This window comes from Ferrimonas kyonanensis DSM 18153 (assembly GCF_000425405.1).
In the GTDB taxonomy this organism is placed as follows: Bacteria; Pseudomonadota; Gammaproteobacteria; order Enterobacterales; family Shewanellaceae; genus Ferrimonas; species Ferrimonas kyonanensis.
In genome coordinates, this window is the sequence record NZ_KE384370.1 from 36132 (window position 1) to 50577 (window position 14446).

The window sequence follows — 14446 nt, forward strand, 5'->3', positions numbered from 1 at the left end:
ACAGATGTCAACGGTAATTACTCAAAATCCCGATGCGTCGGTAGCCTCCCCCTGGGATGGCATTAAAGGTGGCTGGAATAAGCTGAGCCAGTCCAGCGGTGGGGAAAAGCAAGTCATTGTGGTCTCCATACTGGCGGTGGTGGCGGCGATGGTGATCGTCATGGTGCTGTGGAGTTCCAGCACCAGTTATCGGCCGCTGTACGGCAACCAGGAAGGCTTCGACAGCGCCCAAATCATTGAGGTTCTGGAAACCGAAGGCCTTAACTACCAGATTTCACCGACCACCGGACAGATTCTGGTGGAGTCGAGCCGGGTCGGTGCGGTGCGGATGTTGCTGGCCGCCAAAGGCATCAAGGCCCAGTTGCCTTCTGGCCTGGATGACATCAACAGTGACATCACCAGCAGCCAGTTTATGGAGCAGGCTCGCTATCGCCATGGCCTGGAGGGAGAGCTGTCCCGTACCATCATGGCGCTGGATGCGGTTCGAGTCGCCCGGGTGCACCTGGCTATTCCTAAGCGGACGCTGTTTATTCGAAAACAGGACACCCAAGCTTCGGCTTCGGTGATGATCGATCTGGAGCCTGGGCAGAACCTGACCTCTGCCCAGGTAACTGCGGTGGTCAACCTGGTGGCCGGCAGCGTGGCGGGGCTGGATGCCACCAAAGTGCAGTTGGTGAATCAGTATGGTGAGCTGCTCAGTGGCAATGATGCCGCAGGCAATGGCATCAATGGTCTGAGCGATCTGCAGGTGCAATACACCCAAAGCCTGGAGCAACAGCTGATTGCTCGCGCCGAAGCGATGCTGCTGCCGGTGCTGGGGCCATCCCAGTTTCGGGTCCAGGTCGCCGCCAAGGTTAACTTCGACCAGGTGGAGGAGACCGAGGAGAGTGTCGATCCCACCTCGGTGATTCGCGAAGAGAAGACCAGCAGCATGCAAAACAGCGGCTCCATGGCGTTGGGTATTCCCGGAGCCCTGTCCAATCAGCCGCCACAGCCGGACGGACAGGAGAAGCAAAATGTCTCCACCAACCTCACCGAGGAGGCCAGCCGCAGCTTTGATGTCGGTCGTTCGGTACGCCACACCAAGTATCAGCAGGCGCAGCTGCAGCAGCTGTCGGTGTCGGTACTGGTGAACGAAGAGGTGGCCAACGGCAGTCAGTGGCAACAGGCGCAACTGCAACAGATGGGACAGATGGTGAAAGACGCCATCGGCTTCGACCAGGTCCGTGGTGACAGCTTTTCGTTGACGGTGTTCCCGTTTGCCGTGGTAACGGCGACGCCGGTGGAGCCGCTGCCTTGGTGGCAGATGCCTGAGTACCAGCAGTACCTGCGTTACCTTCTGGGTGCCCTGGTCGCGCTGTGCCTGATCTTCTTCGTACTGCGGCCGCTGGTCGGCCACCTGATTAAGGTGGAGAAGTTACCGGCCTATGTGCCACCGGTGGCGGATGAACCCCTGCCTGAGCTGGAACCCCCAGTGGAGCAGAAAGAGGATTCGAAGGGGCTGGCCAGTGCCATCGTGGCGCTGGGACTGCCTGAGCCCGGCTCACCGCTGACGGTGCAGCTGGAACACCTGGGCCTGTTGGCTAATGAAGAACCGGCCCGAGTGGCGGAAGTGATCGGCAAGTGGATCGGAGCAGACAAACGTGACTAAAGCCTCGAATCAAAACCAGATGGAGAGCATTGAGCAGGCGGCGATGCTGCTGCTGAGCATGGGCGAGGAGGGCGCCGCCAAGGTGCTGGCGCACCTGGACCGGGCCGATGTGCAGCGTCTGAGCCACAAGATGGCACGGCTGAGCAACATCTCCCAGGATCAGGCCGGTGGCGTGTTGAGCCGCTTCTTCGATGAGTACCGTGGTCAGTCCGGCATTGCCCGGGCTTCCAGGGGGTACCTGCAACGAACGCTGGACATTGCCCTGGGCGATCGGGTTGCCAAGGGCTTGATCGACAACATCTACGGTGACGAAATCCAGACCCTGGTTCGCCGGCTGGAGTGGGTCGACGCCAAATTGCTGGCCCACGAAATCACCCATGAGCACAGCCAGTTGCAGGCGGTTTTGTTGGGGCTGTTGCCGGCGGAGAATGCGTCGCTGGTGCTGCAGCACCTGCCCAGCCACTGCCATGACGAAGTGTTGCTGCGCATCGCTGCGCTTGGCGAGCTGGATCGGGATGTGGTGGAAGAGTTGCGGCAACTGGTGGAGCGCTGCGTGGCCATTGCCATGGAGAAGAGCCACACCCAGGTTGCCGGCGTTAAGCAGGTGGCCGACATCCTCAACCGCTATGAAGGCGATCGCGAACAGCTGATGTCGGTACTGCGTCTGCACGACAACCGTCTTGCGACTCAGGTGGAAGACAACATGTTTGATTACATCATTCTGGGTCGCCAGAAGGATGAAACCCTGCAGAAACTGTTGGCAGAAGTGGCACCAGAAACCCTGGCGTTGTCTCTGAAAGGGGTCGATGGCAACTTGAAGAAGGCGATTCTCAAGGCGCTGCCTAAGCGGATGTCCTCCTCCATTGAGGTTCAAGTCGAGGCCATCGGGCCGGTGGCATTGAGCCGGGCCGATCAGGCCAGAATGGAGGTGATGGAGAAAGCCAAGGCGATGATGGAAGCCAAAGAGCTTGAGTTGCAACTGTTTGAAGAACCGGTGGTGGAATAATGAGTCAGAATCGCTGGAGTATGAATCCGTCCCGGGCGCGACTGTTTCACTTTCCGCCGTTAGCCGCGCAAGCCGCCAGTCACGGTGAGGAAGAAAGCCAGTACGGCAGCTTTCAACAGGCGATGGATCAAGGCTATCAGGAGGGCCTGGAACAGGGCCGCCAAAGCGGTTACCAGGAAGGGCTGGAGCAGGGGCGTCAGGCCGGTGAAAAAGCCGGTTTCGCTCAGGGTGAGCACAATGGCCTGGCCGCCGCCCGCCAATCCATGGACGCGCAATTGAATCAGTTGCTGACGCCGATGACCGCGCTGCAGGAGCTGCTAAGAGAAGGTCACGAACAGCAACTAAACAGTCAGCAGGAGTTGATTCTCGAGTTGGTGAAACGGGTGGCCGAGCAGGTGGTTCGCTGCGAACTGACCCTGCATCCTCAGCAGATTCTCAGCCTGATTGAAGAGACTCTGGATGCGCTGCCCGATGGTCGTGAAGATCCGACCATCGTGTTGGAGCCGTCGGTGGTGGCGACCCTGAATGAGCTGGCCGCCGATAAGGTCGCCAACTGGAAGCTGCAGTCGGATGCGACGCTGGCGGTGGGTGACGTCAAAGTGATCACCGAACAGTGTGAAGCGGATGCCTCCACTCAAAGCCGCCTGGATGCCTGCATGGAGCAGGTGGGCAAGCATCTGGTGGATGATCATGGCGCGGGTGCTTAATTTCAGCATCCACCCCAAGGTGCCGGTAGCCACCATTTATGGCCGCCTGGTTCGAGTTAACGGGTTGATGCTGGAAGCGGTCGGTTGCCAACTGGGCACCGGTGACCGCTGCCTGCTGTCCTGCCGTGATGGCAGCGAGGTGGAAGCGGAGGTGGTGGGGTTTGAAGGCGCCACCCTGTTGCTGATGCCGATTCATGCCACTCGAGGCCTGATGCCCGGCGCTCGGGTTCGGCCCATCCCCTCTGCGGCGCAGATTCCTGTCGGTGCCGGCCTGCTTGGCCGGGTGCTGGATGGCAATGGCCGCCCCATCGACAATCAGGGGCCGCTGACCGCCTGCCATTGGCAGGCGGCCCACCTGAATGTACCCAACCCATTGCTGAGAAAACCCATCGACGGCCAATTGGATGTGGGGGTGCGAGCCCTCAATACCCTGTTGCCCATTGGCAAAGGCCAGCGGCTGGGGCTGTTTGCCGGCTCCGGTGTCGGTAAGAGCGTGTTGCTTGGCATGATGACCAAGTACACCCGTGCCGATGTGGTGGTGGTGGGGTTGATCGGGGAGCGGGGCCGTGAGGTACGCGAGTTCCTCGATCACGCCCTCGGCGAGGAGGGGCGTCGTCGTGCCATCGTGATTGCGGCGCCGGCAGACACCACTCCGCTGATGCGCCTCAGGGCGGCTCGGTTGTGCCATCAGATCGCCACCGGTTTTCGGGATCAGGGCCAAGACGTGTTGCTGCTGATGGACTCGTTGACCCGCTATGCCCAGGCGCAGCGGGAGATCGGTCTCAGCCTTGGCGAGCCGCCGGCAACCCGGGGTTATCCGCCATCGGCGTTCTCGACGCTGCCGTCTCTGGTTGAGATGGCGGGTAACAGCGACCACCCTCAAGGCAGCCTCAGTGCCCTGTACACGGTATTGGCCGAAGGAGACGATCAGCAAGACCCCATTGCCGATGCGGCCCGGGCCATCCTCGATGGCCACATCGTGCTCAGCCGTACTCTGGCGGAGCAGGGGCACTTTCCTGCCATCGACATCAATGCCTCGGCCAGCCGAGTCGCCGATCAACTGCACAGCCAGGAACAACTGCAGCGAGCCCAGCGCATTCGACGCTTGCTGGGTCGTTATCAGGAGGTGCGGGAGTTGCTGCCTCTGGGAGGTTATCAGCCAGGCCAGGATGCCGAATTGGACATGGCGGTGCGTCATTATCCGCAACTGTCACAGTACCTGCAGCAGGATCGGTCTCAGCCGGTCGATCTGCACCAATCAGAGAGCCAGTTGATGGCGTTGTTATCGGAGATCGAACATGGTTGATGCCAAAATCAAGCGGCTGAAAGAGCGACATGAACAGCAGATGGCACAGCTGGGGCAACAGCGTCAGCGTAACCAGCATCGACTGGAGCAACTGCAGCGGCGTCAACACTCCCTCAGTCAGGCTCTGGAGCGAGCTCAGTCCGAGTCTGCCGGCATCAATCCCATGAGCTGGCAGAATCGGTCTCACTGGCAGGGACAGTTGATTCCGGCCCAGGGAAAGGTGCTGCGGGAGCAGCAATTGGCACAACAAGAGCTTAATCGGGTCGGAAAGTTGTGGCAGAACGCCTTGTCAAAACGGCAGGGACTGGCCTGGTTAGAGCAACACAGGTTGCAACAGCACCAGGCGGGGCAGCGACGTGCCGAACAACGGCAGCAGGATGAGAGCGGCCTTAGGGCCGCGGGGCGCCATAGTCGTTCTGGCGAGCGGCCTCGGCGTCAGGATTGACCAACCGGTTGAGGGTGCGCTGCTGACCACTCAACAGGCGCCCGTTGGCGTCGTTTTCGGCCTTGCAATGCACCACCAGTTGTTGCAGTTGTTGCCACATCAGCGACACTTTCTTACCGGAATCACCGGGAATCGCCGCCAACAGCCGATTCATGCCTTTGTCGTCTTCGGGTAACCCCAACGACTGTAGAATGGTGCTTCGAGTGCGGGCGTTGGCCGTGAGCGACTGACACAGCTTATCCTGGCGGGGATTGTGCTGTTGCAGTCCGTCGATGTCACGGCGTTGCATCAATTCACGCTGAAACTTCAGTAAGCTTTTCAACTGCTGGTAGCCTTTCACATCCAGTTGAATGCCTTTTACGAGTTGTCGGACCTGGTCAGCTTTATTCACAGTTTAGGTCCATGCTCTTCCAGCATTGCTTCGGCAATCCGGTCCAGATCGATGGGATAACCTTCCGTCGCCAATTCCGCTTGCAACTGGGCGACCTTGTTGTAATCGACGCTGTCCATCTCATCCAACTCTTTGCTGGCCTGGTTCAGCTGCTGCCACTCCTGACTCACGGTCTGGGATTGGTTCTCGGTCTGGTGCTTACTGACAGGCGCCTCATTCGGCTTAGTGTCTGACGGTTGCACCGCGGTTAATTGGGGAGTTAATGGGCTGATTTCCATGGGACTCTCTCGTTCAATGGGCCTTATGCTTGTTAATAGCGACACCAAATTAGCGAAACTTAAAAATTTGTTTTCACCCTACCGGGCGCCACCACGTAAGCGGACACTTGCTTACCTGAGCTGAGGTTGCGTACTCGAATGGCCTCTCCCTGGCTGCCCGCGGCCAGGGCCACGCCTTTGGTGCTGGCCACAAAGCTGCCGTCGCTGGCTTCGATGATCACCTCCTGACCTTTCTCTACCCACAGCGGCGATTGCAGCTGACCGGCCCTGATGGGATCGCCGGCGCGAATGCTGCGTTTGGGGCGCAGGCCGTCGATGGCATCCGGGGTCATCAGGGTGGCCCGATCCCGCTGTCGGAATTGGTGTTGCTGCCAGGTCAGTTGCTCGGCGCTGATGGGCTGGTCGGCCACCAGTTTTTGCCGCGCCACGGGAATGGTGGCGGTCATTACGACTTTGGCCCTGACAAACAGCGACCAGGCCGGGGTTGGGCAGCTGACCTGCCGTTGCTGTTGGCCGCCGGGAAAGCCATTGGCGTTGCCGTCGACTGACAGCGGCGCCTCACAGGGTGACAACCTTTCAACGCCCCGGGGCAGCACCACAGTGATCGAGGTGGGCTGCCAACGGCCGGGTTGGTCGTGTTGCCATTGCTGAACCTGCCGTTGCAGCTGCTGTTCCACAGCGGCGCCAATCTGTTCGCCAGCTTTCGCCGGCGAAGCCAGGGCAGGAACGGATCCGGCAAGCGGAAGTGCCGCCATTATCAGGGGGAGGAACAGGGAAATTCCGCTTCCGTTTCTGGCCGTCTGCAATGTCTAACCTTATGTATTTTATGGATTAAAAATTGTGGCATGACTTTTGTAAGGTGTCTGCCATCGGTTGTACACACACGTTACTAGGAGTTGCCATGGCTATCAACCTTGAATCAGCACTTGGCCTGCATGCCCAGGGGCTGGACTTAAGGGTGGAGCGCACCAAGATTTTGGCCGCCAATCTGGCCAATGCCGAGACCCCGGGCTATCAGGCCGTGGACATCGACTTTGCCGCCGCCATGCAGCGCTACCAGAGCAGCGGTGAAGTTCAGCGCAATTACCAGATGGGCTATCGAGTGCCGCACCAGATGTCTGCCGACGGCAACACCGTGGAGCTGGATCAGGAGCAGGCGCGGTTTGCCGCCAATAGTATGGATTTCCAGACCAGCCTGACGTTTCTGAATATGAAGATAAATGGCATCCGTACTGCCATTGAGGGTCAGTAACCATGTCGTTTAATCAAATCTATGACATTGCCGGCAGCTCCTTGGCCGCGCAAAGCCTGCGATTGAATACCGTGGCCAGTAACCTGGCCAATGCCGATTCTGCCGCCGCATCGGCGGATCAGGCTTACCGTGCCGTAAAACCGGTGTTTCGCGCGGTGTATGAGCAGATGAACCAGGTCGGCCAGGTTCCCAGTGCCAGCGTCGAAGTGGCGGCGGTGGTTAACACCGACGCGCCGGTGGAGATGCGTTATGAGCCGAATCATCCCTATGCCGATGAGAAGGGCTTTGTGGCCTATTCCAATGTTAACCCCGTGGCTGAGATGGCGGACATGATGGCCGCCACACAGAGCTTCGAAGCCAGTGTCAATGTGATGAACCGGGCCCGTTCCATGCAGCAGGGCCTGCTTCAACTTGGGAGTAAATGATGAGCGTTAATGCGGTATCCGGTGCCAACGGCACCAGCGGCAACAACCAGGTTGCCCCCCAGGGTAACTCCGGGGCGGATCTCAAAAATGAGTTCATGACCCTGATGATTGCCCAGATCGAGAACCAGGACCCGACCGACCCCCTGGATGCCAACGAGTACGTAGCTCAATTGGCTCAGTTCTCCCAGGTAGAAAGCCTGGAGTACATCCGTGAGAACCAGTCCACCCAGATGACCATGATGGAGAATTCGGCCATCGTACAGTCGGCCTCATTGCTGGGCAAAGACGCCATGGTTAAGGCATCGGATTTTACCCTGGGCAGTGAGCCCATCGACGGTAAGGTCTATCTGGAGAACAACGCCGATAACCTGCAGGTTGAGGTTCTGGATGAGCGGGGTCAGGTAGTGGCGACGGTGGAGCTGGGGGCTCAGGGCAAAGGCGATGTGGGCTTTAGCATCGATCCTGAGGCGTTAGGCCTGGCTCCGGGGGAATACAGCCTCAACACCAAGGCCACCGCCGGCGACGCCAACCTGAGCGTCAATACTTTCTTATCGGCTCCCATTGAAAAGATCCATTTTGCCAGTGCGTCAGGAATGATGATGGCGGAGATGGGCAACGGCCTGGGTACGGTTTCCGTACTTGAAATCAGCGAAGTAAGCGCTAACGACACTCTGTCCGCGCAACAATAATCCTGAGGAAATTATGTCATATAACATCGCCATGAGCGGCCTGCGTTCCACCAACCAGGAGCTCTCCACCATCAGTAACAACATCGCCAACGCCTCCACGGCCGGATTCCGTGGCGCGCGGGCCGAGTTTGCCGCCGTTTACAACGGCGGCCAGGCCGGCGGTGTCGCCATGACCGGTGCCAGCCAGAACTTTTCCCTTGGCGGGTCTATGACCTACACCGGGCGCGAGCTGGACCTGGGGATTCAGGGCAATGGCTTCTTCATGGTGAATGGCAGCGACGGTTCCACCCTGTACAGCCGTGCCGGCATGTTTAATCAGGATGCCGAAGGCTATGTGGTCGACCCTTATGGCAACAAGCTGCAGGGTTACCCGGTCGGTCCTACCGGTGACGTGATGACCGGTAACGTCGGCGACATCCAGGTTCAGGCCGGCTCCATTCCGGCCCAGGCGACCACCAACATCAATATGACCGCCAACCTGGACGCCCGAGTGACCGCCATTGACCCGGTGGCCAAGCCTTTTGATTCCACCGACGTCAGCACCTACCACTCTTCCAACACCGTGTCGGTGTACGACTCTCAGGGCAACGAACACGCGCTGACCCAGTATTACGTCAAAACCGCCGATAACACCTGGAACGTGCACTACTCCGTCGATGGCACCACCCTGACCGACGTCAACAACGTCAGCTTCGATACCGACGGCAACATGACCGGCGGCGCCATCGACAACCTGACCATTACCGGTGCCACACTGGGTACCGGCGCCAGCGACATGACCCTGGCCCTGGAGTGGAAGAACACCACCCAGTACGGCTCTGACTACAACACCTCCAGCATCGACCAGAATGGCAACACCTCCGGTGAGCTGGTCGGGGTCCGGGTGGACGAAGATGGCTTCCTGTACGGCACCTACACCAATGGTGAAGAGAAGCTGCAGGGGCAGGTGGTGCTGGCGAGCTTTACCAACCCCAATGGCCTGGAAGCGGTCAATAACACCTCATGGGCCGCCAACCAGGCCGCTGGGGCTCCCGCAGTTGGTGCCCCGGGCAGCGGCACCCTGGGCAGTGTTTCCTCCGGTTACATCGAGGGCTCCAACGTCGATCTGACCGCCGAGATGGTGAATCTGATGACCGCCCAGCGAAACTACCAGTCCAACGCCAAGGTACTGACGGCGGCGGATACCATGAACCAGTCTCTGCTTAACGCCATCTAGGTGACCCATGGATAAGTTGCTCTATACCGCTGCCAGCGGCGCCGATCGAGTCATGGCAGCTCAGGCCCTGAGGGCCAATAACCTGTCTAATGTGGATACCGCCGGTTTCCGCGCCGACCTGGAACGGGTTCAGGCGCTGACGGTCTCCGAGACCCGGGTGATGTCGCAGCTGGGCAGTGCCGGCATCAGTGAGAAGGGCGGCAAACTGGCCCCGACCGGACGCACCCTGGATCTGGCCGTGGTGGAGAGTGGCTTGTTTGTGGTGCAGACCGCCGACGGTGAAGCCTATACCCGAGCCGGCCATATGGTGCTGGATGATAACGGCCAGATGATGCTCGAAGGCCGGGTGGTGGCGGGCGTGGATGGCCCCATTGTGGTGCCGGAATACAAAGAACTGTTTGTCGGTGATGACGGCATGGTCAGCATCACCCCCGCCGAAGGTGGACTGATTGAAGAGATCGGTCAGTTGAAACTGGTGGACGCGCCATTGGCCGACATGGTCAAAGGCCTGGATGGGCTGCTGCGCCCCGCCGATGGCGTCCCTCTGCCCGCCGACGGTCAGGTGCGACTGGTGAGTGGTTTCCTGGAAGGCAGCAACGTCGACGCGGTTCGCGAATTGGTGGCGTCGATGGATCTCAGCCGCCAGTTTGAAGTTCAGATTAAGTTAATGAAAAGCGCAGAGACCCTGGCCAAGTCCGGGAATCGTCTGCTAGCTAACGTATAAGGGAGATACCATGAGCTCTGCTTTGTGGATCAGTAAAACCGGCCTGACGGCCCAAGACACCAAGATGACGGCCATTGCCAACAACCTGGCCAACGTCAACACCACCGGCTTTAAGCGTGACCGGGTGGCATTCAACGATCTGTTCTACCAGGTGCAGCGACAGCCCGGTGGCCAGATTGATGAACTCAACGACCTGCCTTCCGGCCTGCAACTGGGTACCGGTGTGCGGGTGGCGGGCACCCAGAAGGTGTTCACCACCGGTGCCATGGTCACCACCGAACAGCAGTTGGACATGGCCATCGAAGGCCAGGGCTTTTTCCAGGTGGAGTTACCCACCGGCGATCTGGCTTACACCCGTGACGGCCAGTTTTATCGCAATGCCGACGGCATGATGGTGACCGCCGGCGGACTGCCGATGGTGCCGCAGATCACCATTCCCGAAGAAGCGCTGACGGTGACCATCGGTACCGATGGCCGGGTTACGGCGCAAATTGCCGGCCAGGCGGAAGGCGAGGAGTTGGGGCAGATTACGCTGGTGAACTTCATCAATGCCGCCGGTCTGGAAGCCATGGGCGACAACCTCTATAGCGAGACCGGAGCCTCCGGTGTGGCGGTAGAAGGGGTGGCCGGTGAGCAAGGCATGGGCACCCTACGCCAGGGGGCGCTGGAAGGGGCCAACGTTAATGTGGTGGAAGAGATGGTAGAGATGATCTCGACTCAGCGGGCGTACGAAATGAACGCCAAGGTGCTGACCGCTTCCGATGAAATGATGCAGTTCCTGAATCAGACCGTATAAGGAGTTGGCCGTGAGAGTTTGGATTGCCGTGTTGTTGCTGACCCTGCTTGGGGGCTGTGCGTCTCACTTTCCTGAGGCCGAGCCTCAGCCGAATGCCAAGGAGTGGGCGCCGCCGACCATCGACTACAGCCTGCCGAACGCCGAAAACGGCAGCCTGTACCGCCCGGGCTACATGCTGACCCTGTTCAAAGACAAGCGTGCTTACCGCGAGGGTGACATCCTGACCGTCAACCTGGATGAGCGCACTCAGGCCAGCAAAAAGGCCGACACCTCCACCAGCAAAAGCACCAACCTCAAGGCCAATGGCGAGGCGGCCTTTGGCAGTGGCGACAGCTACTCCGGCAGTGGCGCCATGGGGACCGGTCACGAATACAGCGGCAATGGCAGCTCCAGCCAGCAAAACCAGCTGACCGGATCCATCACCGTGACGGTGGCTAAGGTGATGCCCAATGGGGTGCTGTTGATTCGGGGGGAGAAGTGGCTGCGTCTAAACCAGGGCGATGAGTACCTGCGTCTGGTAGGACTGATTCGAACCGACGACATCGACACCCAAAACAACCTGTCATCGCAGCGCATTGCCGATGCCCGCATCATCTACGGCGGCAAGGGTGCCATCGCAGACAGCAACGCCATGGGCTGGGCGGCGCGTTACTTCAATAGCCCCTGGTTTCCAATGTAGGACCCGCTATGCGAATCTTTTTGACCCTGATAATGATGCTGGCGCTGCCGGTGTCGGCTGAGCTGCAAACCCGACAGATGATGGACCTGGTGGATGTCCAGGGGATTCGGGACAACCAATTGGTGGGGTATGGCCTGGTGGTGGGCTTAACCGGCACCGGCGATAAGAGCCAGGTGAAGTTCACCAGTCAGTCGGTGGTTAACATGCTCAAGCAGTTCGGGGTTCAGCTGGACAGCAATTCCAATCCCAAGCTGAAAAACGTGGCGGCGGTGGCGATTCATGCCACGGTACCGCCCCTGGCCAGCCCGGGTCAGCAGTTGGACGTTACCGTGTCCTCCATCGGCGACGCCAAGAGCCTGCGTGGCGGCACGCTGTTGCTGACGCCGCTGCGAGGTGTGGATGGCGAAGTGTACGCGGTTGCCCAGGGCAACCTGGTGGTGGGCGGCATCTCTGCCGAGGGTCGCAACGGCACTTCGGTCACGGTGAACGTGCCCACCGTGGGCACCATTCCCAGCGGCGCCCTGCTGGAGCAATCGATTCCCAGCACCTTTGGCGCCAACAGCGACATTGTCCTGAATCTAAAACGGCAGAGTTTCAAGACCGCCCGCAACGTCGAGCGGGCCATCAACGATACCTTTGGCCCGGATGTGGCCAGAGCCCAAAGCAATGCCAAGGTGTTGGTGCACGCCCCCAAGGACCTGCGCCAGCGCGTGACCTTTATGTCGATGCTGGAGGAGCTGGAGGTTCAGCCTGGACGGCGCCCTGCCCGAGTGGTGTTTAACAGCCGCACCGGAACCGTGGTGATGGGGGCCGATGTCAAGGTACATAAGGCTGCTGTCAGCCATGGTCATCTGACGGTGGCCATTACCGAGCAACCCGTGGTCAGCCAGCCCGGCGCCTTCGCCGGTGGCCAGACTACGGTAACCAACAACAGCAGCATCGACATCAGCCAGGGGCAGAAGCCGATGTTTGTCTGGCCGGAAGGCACCTCTCTGGAGACCATCGTCAAGGCGGTCAATTCTCTCGGTGCCGCACCGGCGGATCTGATGGCCATATTGCAAGCGCTGGATGAAGCCGGGGCCCTGGACGCTGAACTGGTGGTGATGTGATGGAAGTGATGGCAAATCAAGGTTACCTGGGACGGCTGGATGCCAGCCAGATTGTGGCCCAGCATGGTCAGCAGGGCGCGATTCGTGCCGTCAGTGAGCAGTTTGAAGCCCAGTTCCTGCAGACGGTGCTCAAGCACATGCGGGCGGCTTCGGACGTTCTGGCTGACGAAGACAGCCCGCTGTCGTCGCAGAACGACGGGGTGTACCGGGATCTGTATGACGGTGAGCTGGCGTTGTCTCTGAGCGGTAAGGCCAACACCGGGTTGGTGGAGGCACTGACCCGGCAATTAGGCGGCCAATTAAAGTCGCAGCCTGATGGGGTCGCTGTATCACAGCAGCAACCCACAACCGCTGCCATGCAGCAAGCGGTGATACTCCCTTTTGTGGCTAAGGAACCCCGATGAGTAACATGATCAATATAGGCTTGTCCGGCCTGCTGGCCAGTCAGTCCGCCTTGTCGGTCACCTCCAACAACATTGCTAATGCCAACGTGGCCGGGTATTCACGTCAGCAGGCGATGCTGGCCACCGTCTCAGGCGGCGCCTATGGCAACGGGGTGGCGGTAACCGGTGTGCGGCGCATCGCCGATCAGTACCTGGTGGACCAGGTGTGGTCTAACGCCAGTAACTCCGAGTTTCATGCGGTGCAGAAAAGCTATTTCGGTCAGGTGGAGCAGATCTTTGGTTCCGAAGGGTCAGACATCTCTGCCGGCCTGGACCAGTTGTACGCGGCTCTGAATGCGAACCTGCTGGCGCCCGATGACATCGCCACCCGCCAGTCCGCTTTGAATGAAGCAGAAGGCTTAGCACTGAGGTTCAATGCCGTCAACGATGGTGTTCAGAGCCAGTTTGACCAGATTGAGAGCCAGTTGGGCGCCTCGGTGGTTGAGGCCAATGTGCATTTGGGGCAGATCGCCCGCCTCAACAGCGAAGTGAAATCTCACGGTGGGGTGGAAACCGCGCCGCCGGAGTTGCTGGATGAGCGTGATAACGTCATCGCCGAGCTGTCGAAGTTGATGGACGTGAGCGTGTCTGAAAACAAAGACGGTACCCTGAATGTGGCGCTGTCTCAGGGACAGCCGCTGGTGGTGGGGTCGACGGCGGCCGAGCTGTCGTTGGCACCGGATCCGGCCAACCCGGAGTTCGGCCTGTTGTCGCTCAGTTTTGGCGACAACCAGTTTTCCCTGGATGAGGGCATCGAAGGCAGCATGGGATCACTGCTGGATTACCGCGACAACAGCCTCAAAGACTCCAAGGCGTTTATCGATGAACTGGCCCAGCAGATTGCCGATGAGATGAATACCGTATTGATGGCTGGCACCGATCTTGACGGCAACCCGCCGACCCAGGATCTGTTCAGTTATGATCCGGTTAATCCCGCCGGTACCCTGAAGGTCACCGACGGGTTTACGGCGGACAAACTCGCTTTTGCCAAGGATGGCACGCCCGGCGATAACAGCAATCTTAAGGACCTGATCGATTTGGCCAATAAGCCGCTGACCTTTGTCTCCCTGGGACTGGAAAGTACCATGGGCGACGCCTTTGCCTCCAAGATGGGGCAGCTGGGATCGTCCAGCCAGCAGGCTAAATTGAATGCCGATTCTTCGGAGCAGTCGCTGATTCGAGCCCAGAGTGACTGGGCCGGCGTCAGCGGTGTCAATACCGATGAAGAGGGGGCTAACCTGATTTTGTATCAGCAGGCGTATCAGTCGAATGCCAAGGTGATCTCCACCGCCGATCAACTGTTCCAAACCGTACTGCAAGCATTTTAAG

Annotated in this window: 18 protein-coding genes; 15 read left to right on the plus strand and 3 right to left on the minus strand. The window is 59.4% G+C overall.

What is annotated here, in order from left to right:
- Window positions 1–4 precede the first annotated feature (4 nt).
- Genes fliF through H598_RS0122015 form a run of 5 tightly spaced genes read left to right on the plus strand, consistent with a single transcriptional unit; the run spans window position 5 to window position 5115 of the window.
- The gene (gene fliF, locus H598_RS0121995) at window positions 5–1651 is read left to right on the plus strand and encodes a flagellar basal-body MS-ring/collar protein FliF (RefSeq protein ID WP_028114935.1); all 1647 of its coding nucleotides are present in this window, start codon (window positions 5–7) and stop codon (window positions 1649–1651) included.
- A gap of 19 nt (window positions 1652–1670) precedes the next feature.
- A complete protein-coding gene (locus H598_RS0122000) occupies window positions 1671–2657 on the plus strand; it encodes a flagellar motor switch protein FliG (RefSeq protein ID WP_035416459.1) in 987 nt (328 codons plus the stop codon).
- Window positions 2657–3364 carry a flagellar assembly protein FliH gene (gene fliH, locus H598_RS0122005; protein WP_028114937.1) on the plus strand — a complete coding sequence of 236 codons (708 nt, stop codon included), beginning with the start codon at window positions 2657–2659 and terminating at the stop codon, window positions 3362–3364. Before H598_RS0122000 ends, fliH begins: the two co-directional genes overlap by 1 nt.
- Window positions 3348–4670: a FliI/YscN family ATPase gene (locus H598_RS0122010; protein WP_028114938.1), complete on the plus strand. Its 1323-nt coding sequence runs from the start codon at window positions 3348–3350 to the stop codon at window positions 4668–4670. Before fliH ends, H598_RS0122010 begins: the two co-directional genes overlap by 17 nt.
- Window positions 4663–5115 (plus strand): flagellar FliJ family protein, encoded by a 453-nt coding sequence (locus H598_RS0122015; protein ID WP_028114939.1) that lies wholly within the window; start codon window positions 4663–4665, stop codon window positions 5113–5115. The genes H598_RS0122010 and H598_RS0122015 overlap by 8 nt, the downstream gene beginning before the upstream one ends.
- Here H598_RS0122015 and flgN read toward each other — a convergent pair.
- Genes flgN through flgA form a run of 3 tightly spaced genes read right to left on the minus strand, consistent with a single transcriptional unit; the run spans window position 5060 to window position 6539 of the window.
- Window positions 5060–5506 (minus strand): flagellar protein FlgN, encoded by a 447-nt coding sequence (flgN, locus tag H598_RS0122020; protein WP_028114940.1) that lies wholly within the window; start codon window positions 5504–5506, stop codon window positions 5060–5062. The two genes, H598_RS0122015 and flgN, sit on opposite strands and share 56 nt — an antisense overlap.
- Window positions 5503–5829 (minus strand): flagellar biosynthesis anti-sigma factor FlgM, encoded by a 327-nt coding sequence (gene flgM / locus H598_RS0122025; protein ID WP_281171335.1) that lies wholly within the window; start codon window positions 5827–5829, stop codon window positions 5503–5505. Before flgM ends, flgN begins: the two co-directional genes overlap by 4 nt.
- Window positions 5830–5843: 14 nt before the next feature.
- Window positions 5844–6539 (minus strand): flagellar basal body P-ring formation chaperone FlgA, encoded by a 696-nt coding sequence (flgA, locus tag H598_RS0122030; protein WP_051252958.1) that lies wholly within the window; start codon window positions 6537–6539, stop codon window positions 5844–5846.
- 146 nt (window positions 6540–6685) lie between these two features.
- Here flgA and H598_RS0122035 point away from each other — a divergent pair, with 146 nt between their 5' ends.
- The 10 genes from H598_RS0122035 to flgK are packed head-to-tail and all read left to right on the plus strand — an operon-like array spanning window position 6686 to window position 14445.
- Window positions 6686–7036: a flagellar basal body protein gene (locus H598_RS0122035; RefSeq protein ID WP_028114943.1), complete on the plus strand. Its 351-nt coding sequence runs from the start codon at window positions 6686–6688 to the stop codon at window positions 7034–7036.
- Window positions 7037–7038: 2 nt separating this feature from the next.
- Window positions 7039–7461, plus strand: a complete 423-nt coding sequence (gene flgC, locus H598_RS0122040) for a flagellar basal body rod protein FlgC (RefSeq protein ID WP_028114944.1) — start codon at window positions 7039–7041, stop codon at window positions 7459–7461.
- Complete coding sequence (locus H598_RS0122045; RefSeq protein WP_028114945.1) at window positions 7461–8150, plus strand: flagellar hook capping FlgD N-terminal domain-containing protein; 690 nt, start codon at window positions 7461–7463, stop codon at window positions 8148–8150. The genes flgC and H598_RS0122045 overlap by 1 nt, the downstream gene beginning before the upstream one ends.
- 13 nt (window positions 8151–8163) lie before the next feature.
- Entirely contained in the window at window positions 8164–9366 is a 1203-nt protein-coding gene (flgE, locus tag H598_RS0122050; RefSeq protein ID WP_028114946.1) for a flagellar hook protein FlgE, read from the plus strand.
- 7 nt (window positions 9367–9373) lie between these two features.
- Window positions 9374–10090, plus strand: coding sequence for a flagellar basal body rod protein FlgF (locus H598_RS0122055; RefSeq protein ID WP_028114947.1), 717 nt, complete (start codon window positions 9374–9376; stop codon window positions 10088–10090).
- A gap of 10 nt (window positions 10091–10100) precedes the next feature.
- The gene (flgG, locus tag H598_RS0122060; protein ID WP_028114948.1) at window positions 10101–10886 is read left to right on the plus strand and encodes a flagellar basal-body rod protein FlgG; all 786 of its coding nucleotides are present in this window, start codon (window positions 10101–10103) and stop codon (window positions 10884–10886) included.
- 10 nt (window positions 10887–10896) lie between these two features.
- Window positions 10897–11565, plus strand: a complete 669-nt coding sequence (flgH, locus tag H598_RS0122065) for a flagellar basal body L-ring protein FlgH (protein ID WP_028114949.1) — start codon at window positions 10897–10899, stop codon at window positions 11563–11565.
- A gap of 32 nt (window positions 11566–11597) precedes the next feature.
- Window positions 11598–12674 (plus strand): flagellar basal body P-ring protein FlgI, encoded by a 1077-nt coding sequence (locus H598_RS0122070; RefSeq protein WP_245595642.1) that lies wholly within the window; start codon window positions 11598–11600, stop codon window positions 12672–12674.
- 8 nt (window positions 12675–12682) lie between these two features.
- Window positions 12683–13078 (plus strand): rod-binding protein, encoded by a 396-nt coding sequence (locus H598_RS0122075; protein ID WP_245595638.1) that lies wholly within the window; start codon window positions 12683–12685, stop codon window positions 13076–13078.
- Complete coding sequence (flgK, locus tag H598_RS0122080; RefSeq protein ID WP_028114952.1) at window positions 13075–14445, plus strand: flagellar hook-associated protein FlgK; 1371 nt, start codon at window positions 13075–13077, stop codon at window positions 14443–14445. The genes H598_RS0122075 and flgK overlap by 4 nt, the downstream gene beginning before the upstream one ends.
- Window position 14446 lies beyond the last annotated feature (1 nt).

Excerpts from the sequence above, each read along its gene's own strand:
- fliF (WP_028114935.1), top strand. The coding sequence starts at position 5 with ATGTCAACGGTAATTACTCAAAATCCCGATGCGTCGGTAGCCTCCCCC.
- H598_RS0122000 (WP_035416459.1), top strand. The coding sequence starts at position 1,671 with ATGGAGAGCATTGAGCAGGCGGCGATGCTGCTGCTGAGCATGGGCGAG.
- fliH (WP_028114937.1), top strand. The coding sequence starts at position 2,657 with ATGAGTCAGAATCGCTGGAGTATGAATCCGTCCCGGGCGCGACTGTTT.
- H598_RS0122010 (WP_028114938.1), top strand. The coding sequence starts at position 3,348 with ATGGCGCGGGTGCTTAATTTCAGCATCCACCCCAAGGTGCCGGTAGCC.
- H598_RS0122015 (WP_028114939.1), top strand. The coding sequence starts at position 4,663 with ATGGTTGATGCCAAAATCAAGCGGCTGAAAGAGCGACATGAACAGCAG.
- flgA (WP_051252958.1), bottom strand. The coding sequence starts at position 6,539 with ATGGCGGCACTTCCGCTTGCCGGATCCGTTCCTGCCCTGGCTTCGCCG.
- H598_RS0122035 (WP_028114943.1), top strand. The coding sequence starts at position 6,686 with ATGGCTATCAACCTTGAATCAGCACTTGGCCTGCATGCCCAGGGGCTG.
- flgC (WP_028114944.1), top strand. The coding sequence starts at position 7,039 with ATGTCGTTTAATCAAATCTATGACATTGCCGGCAGCTCCTTGGCCGCG.
- H598_RS0122045 (WP_028114945.1), top strand. The coding sequence starts at position 7,461 with ATGAGCGTTAATGCGGTATCCGGTGCCAACGGCACCAGCGGCAACAAC.
- flgE (WP_028114946.1), top strand. The coding sequence starts at position 8,164 with ATGTCATATAACATCGCCATGAGCGGCCTGCGTTCCACCAACCAGGAG.
- H598_RS0122055 (WP_028114947.1), top strand. The coding sequence starts at position 9,374 with ATGGATAAGTTGCTCTATACCGCTGCCAGCGGCGCCGATCGAGTCATG.
- flgG (WP_028114948.1), top strand. The coding sequence starts at position 10,101 with ATGAGCTCTGCTTTGTGGATCAGTAAAACCGGCCTGACGGCCCAAGAC.
- H598_RS0122070 (WP_245595642.1), top strand. The coding sequence starts at position 11,598 with ATGATGCTGGCGCTGCCGGTGTCGGCTGAGCTGCAAACCCGACAGATG.
- H598_RS0122075 (WP_245595638.1), top strand. The coding sequence starts at position 12,683 with ATGGCAAATCAAGGTTACCTGGGACGGCTGGATGCCAGCCAGATTGTG.
- flgK (WP_028114952.1), top strand. The coding sequence starts at position 13,075 with ATGAGTAACATGATCAATATAGGCTTGTCCGGCCTGCTGGCCAGTCAG.